This window comes from Chitinophaga sancti (assembly GCF_034424315.1).
Taxonomy (GTDB): domain Bacteria; phylum Bacteroidota; class Bacteroidia; order Chitinophagales; family Chitinophagaceae; genus Chitinophaga; species Chitinophaga sancti.
On sequence record NZ_CP139972.1, the window covers coordinates 1617709 to 1637053 of the forward strand.

Consider the following 19345-nt stretch of genomic DNA (forward strand, 5'->3'; position numbering starts at 1 on the left):
ATTTACCATGACCTTATCATCAAGCTCTTAATTCTTAATAATACTCCAATAATTGTGTTAAGAATCGAATTTGGAACACCAGATAAATCCATTATTGTAATAGGTTTGTCACTTCCTATCCATTCTAGAATCAAAGAATCTAAATCTTTTTCCGTTTTTCCATTTTCGTCAGGAGTCCAATCCCCTGGCTTAAACAAAAAATCAAATCTTGGTATTCTTAGTTTGGAACCTAAAGAGTGTAATTGTTGACTATTAGTTAATGGAGAGTCTATAGGATGTTGGACACGATCTCCATTAGCAGTGTTGGTATTTACTGGCTTAAAAACAGGTGGAATCGCTTTGGCCGGATCTCCTTTTATCTCATTACCTTTATCATCAATTTCAAACGCTAAAGGCTTACCTGGTTTATCCGGATAAAACTTACCTAAAGTTTTAGTGTATAGATCATGCCACAAGTGATTTAGACTAAATGGAATAGGAGAATCGACATTTAAACAGTCCGTATTTATTCCATTCTTGGGATATGTTATTAAACTTTTAATTTTTGCGTTTGTAATTCTTTCTAACACTGTATTGTAGTCCTTCTCACTGCTAAATTGGCCAAAGCTGATTCCAATCAATTCTTCAAAGCTAAGAGCCCAGAAAGGGATAAATAAATCTTTTTCAAAACTGCCTTCAGTTTTATCTGCATTTACCTTAAAAATGTGAGCTCTGTCTTTCAATGCATTCCCATATTCTCCATGTAAGTCAAAAACTATTACCCTTGCAGAAGGATAATTTACAGGATCAGAAATAGCATTTAAGATACTTGCCACTGTAGTAGATTTACCTGAACCTGTCGTACCGACAATGGCTGAGTGACGAGTAATTAATTTATTGATATCTATTAAAGCGGGAATAGATTCAGCTCCTGCGATATGCCCTACCTTTACAAAGTAAGGTTTTTCTGGCTGCCCATAAATTTTTTTAAGATCAACCTCTGAAACAAGGTGAACCTCGTCACTAATGGTAGGATATTGCGATATGCCTCTTTGGAATGAACCGTTCCTTTGACCTTCGCCAATAAGCTGAACTTTGATCCATCTATATCCATAAGGTTGCGTTAATACTTGGTTTTCTGGAACAGCACTGGCCCCAACTTGAGTTACGATACCAAACAAATCAATATATCCAATTGGAATTTTTACAAAGGAACCAATTTGTCCAATCCGATATCCTTCTCCATCAACATAGGTAAGACCAGACGGCGCTGTGTTGTCTAACGCGATATTTAGCGATGTGCCGCTTACATCTTGGATAGTACCTAAATAAGTGGATTTAAACGCCATCTTGCTTTATTTTAAATTGTTCCTTACCAATTAGCTCCTGAAGAAAATCTCCTAATACTGCGAAATCTCCCAGTAGGAATTCATATTTCACTATTTTCTCTTCGGTGTCTTTTCCTTCGCTATCTTTAATAGGTATTAATTTTTGTTTCACAGCATTTGCTATATTCTCTTCGGCATCGTATTCAGATTTAGTAGGTTTCCATTTTGCCCTTAGTCCTCCAATTATCGCCTCATCAAAAGTCCATATACTCAAATTGGATCTGTTTTCTGCTAACTCAGTTGCCTTTTCATAATTATTAGTGGTTGTAACAACAATTTTGTCTTCTTTATCCTCTTCTTCCTTGATTGTGGTGAGATTCCCAAATAATAATGCAATAACCATTGCAGTTGGATTAGCACGTAAAGCGTTTAGAATTGTATCGTTTAAATGTTCATCGCTGAAAGAATATCCAGACATTATAAGGACCGCTGAATTCTGCCTTAGAAATTTATTTAGTCTATCAATTAAGGCTAAATATGGCATCTTTCGACTTTGATCGTATTTTAAATGAGACGGATGAATAATGTAAGAATCTGTTCCATTGAGACTTGTTGAACGATATACATCCTTATTCTCCCTTAAATACCAATTGATTGAGCCATGTATTTTCCAAAGCCTTGTCCAATGATTAGGTATTACTCCATCTTCAACTGCTCTTAAGTCAAAAAATGGAAAGCGAGTTCCAACAAAACCATCGAAATAGGGAACCTTTAATGATTCAAAAGCTTCTTCCATCAATAGATCATAATTTGTTGTAAATATTTCAATTGGTGTGTCACGCTCAATATTATTTACCCATTTCGCTAATTTGTGATATGGTGTTTTGTTATCAGGCAAATTAACGTCCAGCTTTTCAGCAATTTTCTTGCACACTAATTTTTCCAGATCTGCTAATTCAGATTCTCCAAATCCTCTAATATCTGATGCTCCTTTTGAAATCTGCATCATTCCTCTTAAAAAACTCAGGATATCTTCTATCGTTGGAATGGCTTTTCCAGTTTTAATAACTTCTTCAATCAACTTTGAATAACTGTAAGCTAAACTCCGCTTTGTCTGCGGTATTTCCTCTGTTTCCTTGTCGATTTGCTCTTTAATGTATTTGGTCAACCCTGAAACATCAGGTATTAAAGGCCATTCTTTATCAGGCATAGCTACAGCTAAAGGACATCCTGCTGATACGAAAAAACCTACAGGCTTCTTATCTTGTGATAATGTCTGCCTTAGATATTTGGATTGACGAATTGGATCATGAAAGCTCATTATGTTAATTTTAATATTTGCATAAGAAATTTAGCTAACTGTTCCTTGTTAGGTACGATTTGTCTTTTACATTTCTTCAACATGCACCTTACTCTTTCCATTCTGCTGCTTGCTAACTCTTATCTGCACCGGTATTCGTTCCGTCATTTCCTGTACATGGGAAATCACTCCAACCTTGCGCCCCTGATTATGCAGGCGCTCTAATGCATCCATTGCTATATTTAGTGTTGCCGGATCTAGCGATCCAAATCCTTCATCAATAAACAAGGATTCCACTTTCATACGGCTGGAAGAAAGCGATGCCAGCCCTAACGCAAGTGCCAGCGATACAAGAAAAGATTCTCCACCAGAAAGAGAATACACAGTACGTATTTCATCACCCATATCCTGATCTAACACCTGTAAACCTAGCGAATTGGGTATACGTTGTAAGACGTAGCGTTTACTTAAAATGGCTAAATGAACATTCGCATAACTTAGCAATACATCCAGTGTATATTCCTGGGCGATCTGGCGGAATTTCTTCCCGTCCGCAGAACCAATAACCTCATTCAGTTTTGACCAATTATCTACTACCAATGATTGGGTTTCTATAGATTGTAAGAGCGTTCCTATGCGTTGCTTATTAGTAGCATCTTCGCGAAGTCGAAAGGTTATTTCGTTACTGGTCTGATTATTTTGCTCTTGGTGTAATTTGGCTTCTGTATGTAATGTTATCAGTTCTTCAGCTGTGCGTTCTGACATCCTTTCTTGTCGATGCTTATCTAAATTCTGTTCCCGCTCAGCCAATACTGATTTCGCTTGGGTTACGGCATCATCTATGGCACGTAGTGCTAAGCGCTCTTTTTCTATCCAATCCGGCGTGAAAGACAATAAGCGATCTAATTCAATTTTTGATAGGCTGGTTGAATGTTGCTGATTGTAAGAATTGAGCCAGTCTTGAATTTGCTCTTTAAAGGATGTTTCCTGTTCTGAATGTACAGATAGTTCTTTTCCTGTTTCTTCATACTGAGTTGTGGTACGGGTGAGACTAGCCAGCAGAATTTCTTTTTCTGATTTTTGTTGATCCAATACCTGCCGGGCTTTAGTAATTTCGTCCTTGAAAGCTTTTTCTATAACTGATATAGGCGCTCCATTAAAAATAGCTTTCCTTTTCCCTGAAAGATCGTTCCATTGTTCCCGTATTTTTAATAGCGTTTGCTCTTTTTGACTTGTTTCTTCTGATAGATGAACTAGTTGTTCCTGTATACCTTTCAACGTGGCAGCTAGTAGGTCCTGTTGCCGTAAGCCTTCTTCTAATTGTTGGATGTTGTGTTTCCATTGCGCTGCAAACTCCTGGATCTGTAGTACAAATTTATCAGGATCATTTTTCCAGTGTTGGAACCATTGTTCAGAGGTAAAATAAACAGCAAGATGTTGCTGAATATTTTCAAGACCAGTCTGTGCTTTTTCTCTTTCCAGTTTATGATTATCTCGTTGCTCCTCCAGAGATTTTAGTGTTCTTTCAGTATCCTTTAACGCATTAGCAATGTAGGTAAGCTGCTTGTCAGATTCATCAAGCATGCCTTTTTGCTTTTCCAGCTGCTCTTTTTTATTATTATAAGACAATATTGTATCCCGTAACTCACGTTGCTGGTCTTTTTCTTGTTGTAGTTTTTGGTGTAGCCATGTTGCTCTTTCGTCAAAGGCTATGGATGAAGCCAAAGCATTTATTTTAAACCTGCCCCATATTTCTTCTAACTGCTTAACAGATTTTTCTTTTAGTGAAAGATCTTTCTCCTGATTGGCTATCGCTTTATTTAATTGATCGCATACCTGCGTCAGACGGCTATGTGTAGTAAGGCTGTCTGTATAGGCTGTTTCTATTTTCTGATGGCTTATTTCCAACTCTTTAAGCACATGATCCAGTTGGGTATTATGCCCGGCATAAGGATGAGAAGTACTTCCACAAACAGGACAAGGTTCATCAGCTACCAGTTTTGTGCGCAAACTTTCAACGTTTTCTGCCGCAGCCAGGCGGGCTTTTTCCAGCATACTTAATGAAGTATTTCGCTGTGTTACGTTAGTTTCAAGTAATGCTTTCGTATTACCAAGTTGTTCGAGATCTGCTTTTAGTTGTTTCCTGTTTTCTTCAAGTTGTTCTGTAATAGTAGCTTGTTCTATAATTGCGCTGCTTAGTATTTTCCAGTGCGCTTCTGCTGCAATAATGTCTTCAATTATTTCATCAAGGGTACTTTTTTCCTGGTCTAAACTGGCAATAGGAATTACAGAAAACTCTTTTTTCTGACTTTCATATTCTTGCCTGTCCTGCTGTAATGATGTCTGAAGGGTTGTATATTCATTGCTCAATCGCTGCCGGTCCTGCTCTTTCGCCTTAATTTCTTCCTCCGCGGCAAGCACGAGAGATAAACGGCTTTGTTGGGTATTAAGCAAAATACCTGCATCATTTAGCTTAGATATAATAAGACTATATTGTTCCGCAATGGGCTGCCGGGCAGTGTTGCTTTCGTTCCATTGTTGCAACTCTTTAACCTTACTTTCTAAATGGTCTGCATCAAGTTGTTTCTGCGTAAGTTGTTGTTGCTGCTGTTGCAACTTTTGGCTGGCAGTATTAAACTCTGTTTGTGCCTGGGATATCTGGCGTTCTTTTTCTGCCAATTGCACATCCAGTGTCTTTGCCTCATTTAAAAGTGGCAAAGCTGCCTCTTCTTCCTCTATTCTTGCTGTGAGGTTATCCTCTGCTTGTTGTAGCGTAATATCCAGCGCGTCTTTTTTTTGTTGTAATGCATCTAGCTGGACCCTAATTTGTTCCAGGCTGACTTTCTTCGCATTGATTTGACCTTGTACAGTACTTAATTGGGCAACTACCGGTCTTACTGATTGCACACTCACAATCTGCTGTAGTTGCTGTTCGCGGGGAATGGCTTCCTGTTTAACCGCAAAGGTCTGTTCACTGTCAAGTTTTGCAGCATCTAATCTGGATTGCAGGATGTTTAATTGTTCATGCCAGGAAATCTCTTTGCTTAATTCAATCAGTAACTTTTCCTGGGCTTTTATGGCTTTTTCAACTGTGTTCTTTTGTTCTTGCAGGGAAGTTAACTCTTCACTGGTCATTGTTTGTATCCCTTCCCGTTGTGTATTAAGATCCCGTAGTTGCTGCGCCTGCTCCCTATGATTTTCATAAATGCGCCTGGATATTTCAGAATAGATGTGCGTACCTGTGAGTTTTTCTAAGAGTGCTGATTTTTCGTCCTTTCCTGCCTTTAAAAAGGCTGTAAAGTCACCCTGCGCCAGCAATACAGAACGGGTAAATTGTTCAAAGCTTAATCCCACCAGGCGCTCAATTTCTGTCAGCAGTTCAGTTTTTCTTCCCGGAACAGGTGAATTGGTACTGATGTTTTTAAGCACCACGTCAAAGGCCTGCAAGTTTCCATCAGCCCTGTTTCGTGCTCGTCTTACTATCCAGGTCGCGCGATAAGGCTGGTTATCTACCCCAACAAAATCTACTTCAGCAAACCCTTCTGCTGTACCATCCCGCAGTATACCACGTACATCATTCTGGCTGATGGAAGCTCCCTGTACATCGTATATGTCAACGCCACTCTCAGCTTGCTTGTATCTCGGCGTTTTGGCATAAAGTGCCAGGCACAATGCATCTAATATAGTAGACTTACCTGCCCCGGTAGGACCAGTAATAGAAAAGATTCCGGCAGAACAAAGTGGTTCCTGTGTGAAGTCAATTTCAGTAATACCTTCCAGTGAAGCAAGGTTTTTTATGCGAATGGCAAGTATTTTCATCTCGTTAATCGGTTAGGGTTGCTTCCTGAGCGATTGCATTGAACATTTGAAGCAATTCTGGTGGTACAGTATTGTTATATTTTGATTGGTATACTTTGGAGAAAACTTCAAGCGGTTGTAAGTCATTCAAATTTTGACTTGCCACTATTTCAGGTTGAGTATCAGTAGTTGTTAAACTGGCGTATCTGACATCTATTTTTGCTAAACGCACATGTTTCCCGGCCAAAGACGTTTCTACTTTATGCCGGAGAGCTGGCTCCGGGCCATCCAGCAACACTCTTACTTCAAGGTAAGGTGCTGGTTCAGCCTGACTATTGCTATTTGGCAACTGCTCTAATGCGGTAATTACTTCAGTAAGTTTGCTATGCACAGCGGGTGAACGTAATAAGGGAATTACTACTGGTACCGCAATGGCGGTTAGTGCAGTAATGCTTTCGTCGTTTAGCTCAAAAACAATTACCTGGTGGTTATAATTAATTTCAGAGAAGGACATGGGGAGTGGGCTACCGCAATAGCGAACATGTTCTTTTCCACCAATTCGTTGTGCTTTGTGAATATGGCCTAATGCTACATATTTAATATCCTCATGGAAAGCTGAAGCAGAGATGCATTCCACGCCACCCATTATCAGCCTTTCCGTTTTATCCTGCTCCGTTATTTCCGCCTGTTGCGCATGTAAATGCCCCATCGCAATAATTGCTTGTCCGGGCTGTTTATTTTCAAGTGCGTAGTCATAAGCGTCTTTATATAAGGCCGTAACACCTTCTGTATATGGATTTTCACAATCTGCAATTACCGGGTAATCTCCCATCCGCAAAAAAGGTATAGCCAGGCACCAGCCCTTTATATTACCTTGCTTGTCTTTTAGAGGTATAGTCAATTTTCCGTAAACAAAGTTTCCTTCTGCATCTTTTTCTACCAGTCCGACAATATGTATGTTAGAGGATTCCAGCAATGGGGTGGGAGATTCTAAACGGGATGCAGAATCATGGTTCCCGGCTGTAACTACGATTTGCAACGCAGGATTGCTCTTGACTGCGCGATTTAAAAACGTATAAAACATTTTTAGCGCATTGGCAGAGGGGTTAGAGAGATCAAATACATCTCCACTGATAAGCAATACGTCTATTTGCTCATTGGTCAGGGTTTCTACCAGCCAATTTAAAAATTGTTGATGCTCGTAGGTTCGATCATACTCATGGAATAATTGGCCGATATGCCAATCGGCGGTATGCAGCAATTTCATAGCAGGTTAATTACTACTAATATACGTTATATTTCAATCCGAGTTACGTATTCTATATTTTATGCATCTATGAATCGTTTGGATTTATGATTTTTAGGTGTTTCACTTTATATTATAACAAGGCTATATTTTATAATGCATAACACAGCAGGTATGTTTTGTAGATAGAGACCATTAAGAGGTATCTCACATTCGGGCTGTAACTTGCCAAGGTTTTGGGACAAGAAAGTAGACGTTCTATGTCCACTTTCTTGTCTGCGGACTTATTTGCACGTTAGTAAGAAGGCGCTCATTAATATTGTGAGCCCTTTGGATGATTTGTGGCATAGCGGAAAGGTTGACTGGTAATAATATTTATTTTGTATTTGCGCCGTAACAATTTTAAAAGCGAACACTACTTCTTTGATTATCGATACTGATTTTTTTAGGCAAAAGCCGCTTAACGCCGTATATTTAAGTGTTAGCTGCCATATTTTGACACACCATAATATTCGACACAAACCAAAACTTAGAATATGAAAAAATTAATTACAATTTTTCTTTTTGCTACAATGACATTAAGCAGTTACGCTAAAAAGTTTTCTTTTAAATTAACTAACAACACAGCAGTACCAATTCAAGTTTCTGCCCAGATTATAAAAGGTGTCGAAAAAGACAATCCTGACTTTTTGTTTGTATTAAATCCGAACGAATCAAAGGAGTTTGATTTTAAAGTTAAAAGCGGGGAAAAAGTAAAATTTATTGGACTTGGCGGAGGAATAGAAACTTTACCATTGGTTAAAGCATATGATGTTTTATCATCAAATGAAAAAAATGAATATCAATTGGTCGTACCCGTATTGGACAAACTAAATGTCATAGAAGTTAACGACGCAATATCAAAATTGAAGAATGATAACATATTGAGAATTTTAACCGATACTCTAAAATATTCTACAGATGAATTACCCCCGTTAGGCACATTTTTATTCATCAATTTAAAATCAAAGACTGTCTTACCATTGACCGCTGCAAACTGGTGGAAAAATGACAATTTATTACGCAAAATAAATAGTCAGTATTATAACACTACAAATTTTATTAATAGTAGTAATGCTGCGAGTCTTAGTGTTTCTGGTGTTCCCTTTCTGAAAAGTCTTTCTACTTCGTTTAGTAGTTCAAACTTAATGGAAGTAATTTGGGATATTCAAAATGCACATATTGAACAGTGGCAACCGAATGATAAAAACGTATTTCAAATTTTGCAAGACCCAACAAATGACTTTTTTATTAAATCTTGCGTTTCAGATATGAAAGATAAACAATTAGGTGGTGGTGATTATCAGTTAATTTTCATTTCGTCAGCGTATGTTGTTGACAAAATAAAGTTATCGGCACGAAAATATAATGCTGTTTCATTCAATGCAGACATAGACTTCCAGATACCACCTACAGGTGTAGAAGTTGTTCAACCAATTGGTGTTGACGCAAGCTATAAATATACACGAGCTAAAACCTATTCTAATGTTGATTCTACGCTAAACGTATATTTAAAGTTTTTAGCACAAGACTACACACCTGCTTTAAATGCCTATTTAACTCAACAAGATAGAATTCTACAAAAAAACTCTGCTTTAGCTAAAGCAGAAAGCCTAAAAACTTCAATAACACAGCAATACTCTGCCTTACAAAATATTGACAGCACGTTAATAAAAACAAATTCAATAGACGTCATTATACCTATTGCAAGTACGACAAACGAATTGACTTTAAAACAAGAGACATTTGATTCAACAAATAAAAATATCACACCTCAACTTGATTTAGACTTTAATAGAAAGGCTAATCAGTACAATTCTGTTTTGAAAAGTTTAAAAGAAAATGTGATTAATTACAAAAACACATTAGAAAGTATTGACAAATTAAGTCAACAAGCTCAAACAGACTACCAAAAAGTATCGAATTTATCCACAACAATTGAAATAGGCAGGAAAGAGTTAGAAGCTTTGTTAGATAGAGCGAAGCGGTAATACGGCAGCTAACAAAAGTATTTGCAAAAGCAGGGCTGGACAACGTAACATCAGCTAAGTGGAAGTATCAGCAGCAGTTCGGGCTCGACGTCTAATGTTCAGCTTTAGTTCTTAACTTCAATAACATATTTTCAAGTGGGCATTTGTAACGGGCTGGACATTCAATGAATTCTATAATGGTACCCGAAATTTGGACCGGTAATTAAGATTGTAAAAAACATCTTAAATTGCCAAAATAATGACAAAGCAAAGCAGAAGAAAATTCACTGGAGACTTCAAGGCGAAAGTAGTCATGGAAGCCTTAAAAGAGCGTAGTACAGTTGAAGAACTAGCTAAGAAGTATGATTTGCATCCCACACAAATCAATACATGGAAACGAGAGGCGGCAGCCAAACTTGCCAGTGCGTTTGATTCAGAATCTGGAAACAAACAACAGGAACAACAAGCTGATCAACTGGAGAAATTGTATGCACAGATAGGTCAGCTTAAAGTTGAGAATGACTTCCTGAAAAAAAAATTGTAACCAGGTCATTATCCAGCCGTCGTTCCATGCTTGAACCAAATCATCCATACCTTAGTATTCGCCGTCAATGTGAGCTTTTAAAGCTGCACAGGAGTGGTTTGTATTATGTTCCTGTATCGGAGACAAGCGAGAACCTGGAAATAATGCGCATTCTTGACGCGCAATACTTTCTGACACCTTTCTATGGGGAACGTCGATTGATGGCTTTATTGCGTCTAAAAGGGTATAATATTAACAGAAAGAGAATAAGACGTCTGATGAAATTGGTAAACTGGAACACACTATTCCAGGAACCCAACACCAGTAAGCCGGATAAATCTCACAAAATATATCCTTACCTGCTCAAAGGCATCGATATCAATAAAGCTAACCAGGTTTGGTGTTGCGACATTACATATATTCCGATGAAAAAGGGCTTCATGTATTTATGCGCCATTATTGATGTACATACCCGCTACGTAGTCAACTGGGGCATAAGTAATACCATGAATGCAGAGTGGTGCAGAGATATTGCAGATGTTGCAATTTTGAAACACGGTAAGCCGGAAATATTTAATACAGATCAGGGCAGTCAGTTCACCAGCGAAGTGTTTACCGGTCTGTTAAAAGAACATGAAATCAAAATAAGCATGGACGGGAAAGGTCGGGCACTGGATAATATATGGATCGAACGACTGTGGAGGAGTGTTAAATATGAGCACATTTACCTGAACGTACACGAAGATGGTCTTTCGCTCTATCAGGGACTGAAAGGATATTTTAATTTTTATAATCGTACGCGTGTGCATCAATCATTGGATTATTCAACCCCAATAGAAGCCTATATGGCCAAAGCCGCATAATCCCCTGCCGGGGGCTTGTGCCAAATGATTCACAGGGCAAAGCCCAGTAAATCATTTAACACTTAAAAGCTTAAAAGGAACGATTACCGGTCCTAAGACTGGGGACCACCATATTCCCTGCCTTCGCAAATACTCGAACGTTGGCTGTAATTAGGGTTTGCTGATATAATGATAGAATATTGTTAATCAACATAATATGGCTTGTTTTTTGCTATAGAAGTGTTTGTATATTGAAAGATTCATCTCCAAAACCGTGCAGCAATGATACGTTACACTCCTGCAAATCAGGAACAGTCATGCTAGATGCGACAGTGTCAGAGCAACAGATCGAATATCCAACAGATATCAAATTATTAAATGAGGGGTGCCGTCAATTGGAAAGGATGATAGAGCGGGGATGTCAGGTAGCAGAACTGTTGATGCCGCGAATGTATCGGAGAATTGCGAGGAAGCAATATTTGAACATTGCCAAAAAAAGAACAAAAGCAAACGAAATGCTTACGTTCGGCGCGACGTAGTTCTGCTTTCAATCGCTCATTTTCCGATAATAAGTCTTGTTGGCCTGATACCTCGTTGCCGCCCTCTCCGGGCGTTTGCCGGACGACCTTCTCTGCATTCTTCCATTGATAGACCAGGTTCTCCCCAATACCCATGGATTGAGCTACATCAGAAACAGAACGTCCAGAGGATACCATTTTGATCACTTCTGCCTTGAAGGTGGCATCATGCTTCCTGCGCGTCTTTTTTTGTCTTTTTTCGTTGTCATTGCTTCGTAAAGTTAAGCAAATTGACTGTCCGGTTTTACTGGTGCATCTCATACTACGCTATAATCAGCTTTGCAATACGATCCTACCTAACATCGTAAATTTTCGTTACTTAATGTTCTAAAGTATATACCGAGTCACTATAAATAGACTCGATTTCATTCCCATAAAGTAGAAATCCTGTAATATTTAAAGGGGATACTTTTAGTAATTTTTTTTCTTGTAAAATAAATTTCTCTCTCATTTCCATTAACAATCGGCCGAGGGCATTCTGCCCAATTAATTCATTGTTATATCCATTCTTTGAGGCACCCCAAAATTGATCCTTTGTTGAAAATTCAACAATAGACTTGGTGCCTGTTTGTTTTAGTAACTCGCTGAATTTATCCCAGTTTTGGCACAGCTTAACTTCTAGACACCAACGCATAACTTTTATCTTAATCTGCTCCCAATCTTGTCTAGATCTTTCAAGATGTTTTTTGCTAATCATTTTAGCCGTCATCGGACTATTTTGAGATATTATCTCATATTGAATGTCTGGAAATAGGGAAAACCTCATCGCCTGATAAAGCATTTCACTATTGGAAACAATGTTATCATTGACAAAAAGAGGAAAGCCTGGTGCCATATTGGAAAGTCCTCCGAAAGCCTCGTTTGTCTTACTAAAAACAACAGACTCTGAAATGATATATGTTCTAAAATTAGTAATATCTCTCTGCATCATTTTAGCTATTACCTCTATTTTTAAGATTAAATAATGGATACCAATTATTCCCCCACCAAAACACTATAGGGCAATTATTAGGAATGTTCCTATAAGTAAAAAACATTGTACCTAATCCAAATGTTTTATGGCTTTTAATAGTGTAGCCTAAGGGCCTAATCTGTTTAACTGTTAATGTTTTAACTTGACTTAAAATCTCAATGCCTTTTCGAAGAAAAATGTTTTCAAGCCTTATTCTGTTAGCAGCTGAGGAAAATAACGTCTCAGAAATTGGAGTTCCTTCCTTACGATAAGCTCTATCCTCATATTTATCTGCATCTAGAGAAGTAAGGTAGGCCTTAATTTCGTTTGGTTGATCTGCTATTGGAATCATCAAATTCAACTTAGAATTGTAAGCTTTAGCGTTATTTTCGATTTCATATGCTCTACTGAACTTAATGTATTTTTTAATTTTATCATCAAATTCCATCATTAGCCGATATTCTGTGTTATTCGCTCCCCAACTGTGTAAACATGTAAAGCATAAACTTACTTTAATATCTTTTTGCTTAATGTATTCGTAATTAGTAATTGCTGCATTGTGAGCATTAGAGGATTTTAACCAGTTACAAAGATTGGTAAATAATGTATTTCCTGTAGCTAACACATCATCTAAATAAAGATAATGAGAATGTGTTTGTCCACAGTTATCCAAAGTCATGTTATAATTTTCTTGCAAAACCTCACCCAACAGATCAATTAATTCTTTTTGGCTCTTACCATCTTTTTGTAAGTCCAAAATTACAGTGTTAACCATGAGTTCTTCTCCAGATGAATATCCATATGTTTTAGTGAGGTAGTTTATAGCTACTTTTAAAAAATTTTTACATTCATCTTTTGTTAAATACGTTTTTTCAAAAATGATACTTAATTCCTCAAGTATAAATACTCGATCAGCTTCATCAAATTGGCATACCCATTTGACGACGTGCTCCTCTGTCATTCGATTATTTTCATAATCGTTTAAGATTGTCGAGATTTTTTTCGATAAATCTCCAAGCATTATCCAATATTATTTATATAATTTATACTGTTATCAGTTATCCAGTCGCCAACTAAATTAGATTACTAGATTATAACTCACAAATCTATTAAAATTGATTGTTCCCAGATTAACTTATTGATGAATAGGTAATTTATTGAATTTTAATCCCTTGTTTTTTATTTCGCTAAATAAATTACATAAAATAAGTGAATCTATTAATATAAGGTCCATTTATTTCTCTTCTGGAACGCAATGGCTCTGTAATTAATTGATTTACAGGGTTATTATTATTCTGCCACGTTGATAACTCACTGATTTTAATGTGATTTACTACAACTTATTTTATAAATTCCATTGAGATTTTTCGGGCTTTTATGGGATGTCAGGATCGGGAAAATTTAACGGATGATAAATAGGCTATAATACAAGCTACTTATTCCAGCCGCGTTTTTCTAGTTCTGGACAGTTAAACTAATAGCCAATAGGGCACCATTTGTTATATGATGCATAGGTAGTACCTTTTCCTGTTGTTCCTGATTTCTACCTTAATGAGTTATGAATCTTTCATAAGTTAACTATAAAAACTAAATTCCGTTGCATTTAAGAACATGTTTAAAATTCCGAACGACTCATTTTAGAAGTATATTAATGAAAGCTACCTGGATGAATGCAACAGATGATTCAGGTAGCCTTTCATGATCCTTATCTAACCTTCTGAAAAAATTCAGCCACGCGAATGATCGTTCAACCTGCCACCTACCGGTTTGTGGAATAAAACCTTTTACTGTCGGCGGTTTCTGAGTTATTTCTATATTCCATTTATAGTGCTGTTCAACCGTATCACTAAATTCACCTCTGTAAGCCATGTCAGTACGAATAAGCTTCATTCTTGAACTATTTTTTTCTATTCTCCACAATAAGTCAAATCCACCTACTGAGTCATGAATATCTGCTGCACTAACACTGATTGCTATTGGTAAGCCCAGGCTATCCACCGCCAGGTGCCTTTTTCGTCCATCAATATGCTTTCCGCCATCAATGCCTGTTTCTATATTTATAAATGGACTTTTTTTTATACGCTGGCTATCAATCGCTCCTGTAGAAGGTGCATAATTTCGGCCCTGCCTCATTCTTTCTTTTCTTACAACCTTACTCATAACCTTTTCAAAGAATCCATTTTTCTTCCACTTGTTAAAATAATAGTAAACGATTTGCCAGTAAGGGAATTCGCTGCTTAAATTGCGCCATTGACAACCCGTTCTGCAGACCCATAGAATAGCATTAAATATGTTTCGAAGACAATATTTACGCTTTCTTTTGTCTGCTAATAATTTTTCTATACTTTGCCAGTGCAAATCGGTCAATAATGTGTACTTCGGTCTCATAGTTTGTTTCTCGTAAATCCAAACTAATTGATCGATTCGTTTTTAACTAATTTCCCGCCGATTTATTTTTAAACATGTTCTAAGATACTTGCTTCTTCAAAACCACCAGAATTTTGGTCCATTTCAGTAGGCTATAGATTATGGTATTATCAGGTAATCCTGAATTGGTAATATTTATTATTCAAAGTGAAAGTATGTTCCATATCATTCTAATCAGGATAAAACTGACTATTACGATATGAATAGTAATTGAAAAACTAACCTTTCGCTATAAAATTATTCCAGTATAGTTATCCTGATTGAATTTATTAGCACGCGTTTCTTATATGACGTTAACGCTGATCAAAACAAAAAGCCACCTATGCTAAATAAGTGGCTCAAATAGAATAAAACTATTTCTTTTACTTTTTCTTATCTGCCAGCATTTTCTCTAGCAAAGCAATCTTCTCATCTTTTTCTTTTAAAAGAGCAGCATTTAACTTCTTTATGTCCTCCATTGCCTCGATGTACTTATCCATAGGATTAAACGTACAGTTAAAATAGTCGCGGCCAAAGTGGGTCGAGTTCGCAGTGGCCCCTTCATAATTATGCTGAATATTATAAATGGCAGCATCCTCATTAAAATTCTTAATCGCGTCCACCGGCACCTTCAACGTCTTAGCAATCAACTCCAACTGCTCCGGCTCAATGGTTTCTTTGGTTTCCAATAAAGAAACACTCTGCTGGCTGATATTGAGGGCATCAGCCAATACATCCTGTTTAACATGCAGGATTTCTCTAAGGCGTTTTACCGCGCGTCCTTGGTGTACTTTTTCAGGCATACTGGTAATTGTCATAGTCACAAAGATATTGAAAACTAATAATTTGGTGTCCTACTTCATCCGGGCTGGTGAGATACCAAGGGTTATTCCCGGTTAACTACCCGGTAAAATACAACTATTTTTTGTTAACGCACAGGCTTGCTTAGTGGGGTACGGTTACCGGGGATGGTAATTTACCATACGAATCAGGTATCCAACAGCCGCCAGTAGTGCAATACTCTACCGGAGCTGTTATGGACAACCATCTCCCTTAACACCATTAAACTAGCCAGTTATGCCAATCTCATTTGAAAACAACACTATTACCCCATTACCACCGGCTGCTTTAGCTCAAAAAAGCGCCCCACAGACTATAGAACTGTTCCTCGGTATGTTTGCCCATGAACTACGTACACAAGTAGCCGGCACTGTCCAGGTTTGCCGGTATATCCGCGAAGGCAGCAATTCGGAAGCCTTCTTTCAGGCGCTGGAAACTACAACTCTTGATACCCTACATGTATTGGATAATATGCTTGCTACCGTAAAATTCCATAACGGTAAACTGGATATTACACCTGCCTACTGCCAGATTGATTTCCAGTTATGGATAACACCGGTCGTTCGTCAACAGGAAAGGACTGCGGCCCTGCAACAAAAGGATATTTGCCTTATACTGCATCCCTCGCTGGAAAACATACAGGTTACCACAGATCCTGTAAAACTTGGGCAGATACTGCAAAATCTGCTTTCCAATGCTCTTAAATACAGCCACCCCGGCACTGTTATTACCGTAAAGTGCCGCCTGGAAAATAATGTAATCTGCCTACAGGTTATCAATCAGGGCATGGAAATCCCGCCGGATAAAGCCTCCCGTTTATTTATGCCATACGAGAGGTTAGACAATGGCCTGGCAGGCACCGGGTTAGGACTGTTTCTTAGCGCGCAGTATACACAGGCTTTGGGCGGTGCTCTTGCTGTGCAAAGCGAGCGGGGAAATACCGTTTTTACTGTAACCCTTCCCGTTTACCGGTAAACCGTTCTCAAAATAACATCAAAAAGTACCTATGCGCACACATCTACCCCATCTGTCCAAACAGCAGATCATACAACTGGCAAAGCTGATAGAGAAAATCCTACTTGTTCTGCAACCGGAACTAATCTGGTGCTTAGGCACCCGTACAACCATTATGCAGGACTGGAGTTGTTTTTGGCCGGGTGAAGATTACCGGGAAACGATATTCCCGACAACGTTCGACTTGCTGATCCTAACCACGGATACAGAAAAACGACCGGAATATGAACTTATCCAGTTAATAGAGCAGCAAGCGGCATCATTACCCTGTGAAATCACCTGTATGGTGCAGAAGTATGCAGCATTTATGGAAGGGCTGCCTGCCGGTTATCGTTTTGACACGACCGTTTACCGTAAAGCCGTACCTGTTTACAGCAATGGAAAACCATTGACTGCAGACCTGCCCGTTGAACCAACGAAAGAAGAGCTTAAAAACCGGATTATCACCCAATGGACCCGATGTTTTACTACCGCCCAACGGTTTTTCAAGACAGCCACTGATTGCCAGCAAGACAACTGGCCGGAGCAGGCAGTATTTAACCTCCATCAGGCAGCGCAACATACCTGTATGGCAATATTAAGAGGAATCACCGGTTACCGGTCAACCACCCATAATCTATCCCGCTTACTAGCCCTGATTGATAACTTCAGTATGGAGCCATCCGTTATTTTCCCCCGATTGACGAGGGCAGAAACGGAACTATTCAACCTGTTAAACAAAGCCTATTCGGATGCCCGCTATAAAGAAGATTATACTGTATCTGCTGAAAAGGCTGCTATCCTCATAGACAGGATAAAGGAATTAATGTCCGTAGCCGAATCCCTTTACCAGAAAAAACTGCAAGAACTGGATAGGGAACAACCAATTGTATTTCCTATAACAACTACACATGAGACAACAGCCTAACCGCCCCACTGTAAATCTTGAAAGATCAGGGCCAAGCCTGACAATAGAAGTATTCCTGCCAGCAAGATTCCAAATGGCTTGTAAGCAACTGGGAGTGGATGAGCAGGAAGCTATCCAGTTCTGGATAGATCATATCCTGATTGTCTCCTATTTACTAAAGGAGGAAGAAGATATCTATTCTTTAGCTACATCGGTGTTTGCTGCCTATACGCATACAATTCACATTACGGCAATACCGGACAAGGTTAAAAGAGAAATATGTATATACTATACCCAGCAGACAATCGCGCTGATAAGCGAGGCCGATCATACAAAAAGCTATACAGCCCTGATCAAGGAATGGTATCAGCAATTGGACAAGCACAATAACCGGCAATAAATAATAACCATATGAAAAAGCAACTTACCCTGCGCCACACGCACGACAGCTATATTCTTACGGAAATTACCCAATGTACCTTGCAGGCATTGGTACAGTTTTACGTTAACCACGTATCGGTAAACGATTTTCTACATACCAATGATCCTGTAATCGTAAAAGCCACAAAGGTATTTCTGTCCTTTACAAAGGAGGAAGAGAGGGATAAGCCGGGATGAGGTACCCGGCAAATAAGGGATGCACAATTATTACCAGTTTTTATTATATTAGTAGTATGCCTACGAAAGAAACTTCCTTAAACCCACCCCGCAACCATGTTGCCCCTTTACTGGTACAAAAATTCCAGCATGACTACGAGGAAATAATGCAGCACTACACCTTATTGCAGCAACTGGAAATTACCGAACACCTGCTAAGTCTTGTACAATTAGCCCGTCAGGAAGGTGTTCATAGCGATCAATTCTGGCATCAGTACAAAGCAAAGGATTTAGCGTTACTGAAACGCTATGGTAAGACACTTAAGCCATACGTTAGCAAAAGCTTTCACGCCTATTTTTACTACGATACTGTGCTGGCGCAGAAAGAGATTTATTCCAGTGAGGTATACAACAGCTTACCGGGAGCTGAACAGTCCTTATCAGCAGATGAAAGGGAACAATTTCTCCAACTCTGTCAAAACGTGCTGGACTGGGCCATTCATTTCCTTTACCTGCAAAAAGAGCCGGAGGGGCTTGAAATAGAAACTGTAACTGCGCCTTCTATAGAAGAACCGGATAAAGAAGCGACCCGCTACCGACAATTGCTCACCTTATATTACCTGCTCAAAGCAGGCTTCCAGACAGAACACCGGGATAATGGTAATATCAGCGATATAGTAAGACTGGCTCACCTGCTGACAGGGGTAAAGTTTACCAGCTTGCAAAATTCAGACATCTATAAGAAATACGCTAAAATACCCGATCACAAAGCTGGAATGCAATTGCTGGCAGACCTTCAATACATTCGCCCTTACTTTACGGTTCTTCACATGGAGAGTGCTGTTGCCCTTATTGATGAAGATATCCGGCAGCATGAGAAACGGATCAGGAAATAATAGCCACCGCTTACCGTTAATACAAACAGTTTATCGTTAAACAGCATCCTCACTTGAAGTCTACTAACCATTTTTAAAACATAGGTATCCCTATAGGGGGATACCAGCCTTCTTTCTATTCTCATCTTTGCATACAGAACGGTAAACGTAA

Annotated in this window: 17 protein-coding genes; 8 read left to right on the forward strand and 9 right to left on the reverse strand. The window is 38.6% G+C overall.

The genetic code is table 11. The features are described 5' to 3' along the window. Window positions 1-2: 2 nt before the first annotated feature. From U0033_RS06020 to U0033_RS06035, 4 genes are all read right to left on the reverse strand, one after another. Window positions 3-1328 carry an ATP-binding protein gene (locus U0033_RS06020; protein WP_072366275.1) on the reverse strand — a complete coding sequence of 442 codons (1326 nt, stop codon included), beginning with the start codon at window positions 1326-1328 and terminating at the stop codon, window positions 3-5. Further along, window positions 1318-2628, reverse strand: a complete 1311-nt coding sequence (locus U0033_RS06025; protein ID WP_143150969.1) for an SIR2 family protein — start codon at window positions 2626-2628, stop codon at window positions 1318-1320. Before U0033_RS06025 ends, U0033_RS06020 begins: the two co-directional genes overlap by 11 nt. A gap of 66 nt (window positions 2629-2694) precedes the next feature. Further along, a complete protein-coding gene (locus tag U0033_RS06030; protein ID WP_072366271.1) occupies window positions 2695-6426 on the reverse strand; it encodes an AAA family ATPase in 3732 nt (1243 codons plus the stop codon). Window positions 6427-6430: 4 nt separating this feature from the next. Beyond that, entirely contained in the window at window positions 6431-7672 is a 1242-nt protein-coding gene (locus U0033_RS06035; RefSeq protein WP_072366269.1) for an exonuclease SbcCD subunit D, read from the reverse strand. 515 nt (window positions 7673-8187) lie between these two features. Here U0033_RS06035 and U0033_RS06040 point away from each other — a divergent pair. From U0033_RS06040 to U0033_RS06050, 3 genes are all read left to right on the forward strand, one after another. After that, a complete protein-coding gene (locus U0033_RS06040) occupies window positions 8188-9681 on the forward strand; it encodes a hypothetical protein (RefSeq protein ID WP_143150968.1) in 1494 nt (497 codons plus the stop codon). Between the two features lie 238 nt (window positions 9682-9919). Beyond that, window positions 9920-10204, forward strand: a complete 285-nt coding sequence (locus tag U0033_RS06045; protein ID WP_072366656.1) for a transposase — start codon at window positions 9920-9922, stop codon at window positions 10202-10204. Window positions 10205-10230: 26 nt separating this feature from the next. After that, window positions 10231-11046 carry an IS3 family transposase gene (locus U0033_RS06050; protein ID WP_322518462.1) on the forward strand — a complete coding sequence of 272 codons (816 nt, stop codon included), beginning with the start codon at window positions 10231-10233 and terminating at the stop codon, window positions 11044-11046. 353 nt (window positions 11047-11399) lie between these two features. On the opposite strand, the gene U0033_RS06055 is transcribed toward U0033_RS06050, so the two are convergent. From U0033_RS06055 to U0033_RS06075, 5 genes are all read right to left on the reverse strand, one after another. After that, a complete protein-coding gene (locus tag U0033_RS06055) occupies window positions 11400-11864 on the reverse strand; it encodes a transposase (RefSeq protein ID WP_072366570.1) in 465 nt (154 codons plus the stop codon). 58 nt (window positions 11865-11922) lie between these two features. Further along, window positions 11923-12534 carry an NADAR family protein gene (locus tag U0033_RS06060; RefSeq protein ID WP_072366568.1) on the reverse strand — a complete coding sequence of 204 codons (612 nt, stop codon included), beginning with the start codon at window positions 12532-12534 and terminating at the stop codon, window positions 11923-11925. 1 nt (window position 12535) lies between these two features. Further along, the gene (locus tag U0033_RS06065; protein WP_072366566.1) at window positions 12536-13576 is read right to left on the reverse strand and encodes a phosphoribosyltransferase-like protein; all 1041 of its coding nucleotides are present in this window, start codon (window positions 13574-13576) and stop codon (window positions 12536-12538) included. A gap of 611 nt (window positions 13577-14187) precedes the next feature. Continuing rightward, the gene (locus tag U0033_RS06070; protein WP_072366564.1) at window positions 14188-14943 is read right to left on the reverse strand and encodes an IS5 family transposase; all 756 of its coding nucleotides are present in this window, start codon (window positions 14941-14943) and stop codon (window positions 14188-14190) included. A 401-nt stretch (window positions 14944-15344) separates the two neighbouring features. Next, the gene (locus U0033_RS06075) at window positions 15345-15779 is read right to left on the reverse strand and encodes a helix-turn-helix transcriptional regulator (protein ID WP_072366562.1); all 435 of its coding nucleotides are present in this window, start codon (window positions 15777-15779) and stop codon (window positions 15345-15347) included. 259 nt (window positions 15780-16038) lie between these two features. On the opposite strand from U0033_RS06075, the gene U0033_RS06080 reads away from it, so the two are divergent. Genes U0033_RS06080 through U0033_RS06100 form a run of 5 tightly spaced genes read left to right on the forward strand, consistent with a single transcriptional unit; the run spans window position 16039 to window position 19194 of the window. Further along, a complete protein-coding gene (locus tag U0033_RS06080; protein ID WP_072366560.1) occupies window positions 16039-16776 on the forward strand; it encodes a sensor histidine kinase in 738 nt (245 codons plus the stop codon). Between the two features lie 31 nt (window positions 16777-16807). Next, a complete protein-coding gene (locus U0033_RS06085; RefSeq protein ID WP_072366558.1) occupies window positions 16808-17722 on the forward strand; it encodes a HEPN domain-containing protein in 915 nt (304 codons plus the stop codon). Next, window positions 17706-18101, forward strand: coding sequence for a hypothetical protein (locus tag U0033_RS06090; protein WP_072366556.1), 396 nt, complete (start codon window positions 17706-17708; stop codon window positions 18099-18101). The genes U0033_RS06085 and U0033_RS06090 overlap by 17 nt, the downstream gene beginning before the upstream one ends. 11 nt (window positions 18102-18112) lie before the next feature. Then, complete coding sequence (locus U0033_RS06095; RefSeq protein ID WP_072366554.1) at window positions 18113-18319, forward strand: hypothetical protein; 207 nt, start codon at window positions 18113-18115, stop codon at window positions 18317-18319. A gap of 56 nt (window positions 18320-18375) precedes the next feature. Then, window positions 18376-19194, forward strand: a complete 819-nt coding sequence (locus U0033_RS06100; protein WP_143151002.1) for a hypothetical protein — start codon at window positions 18376-18378, stop codon at window positions 19192-19194. Window positions 19195-19345 lie beyond the last annotated feature (151 nt).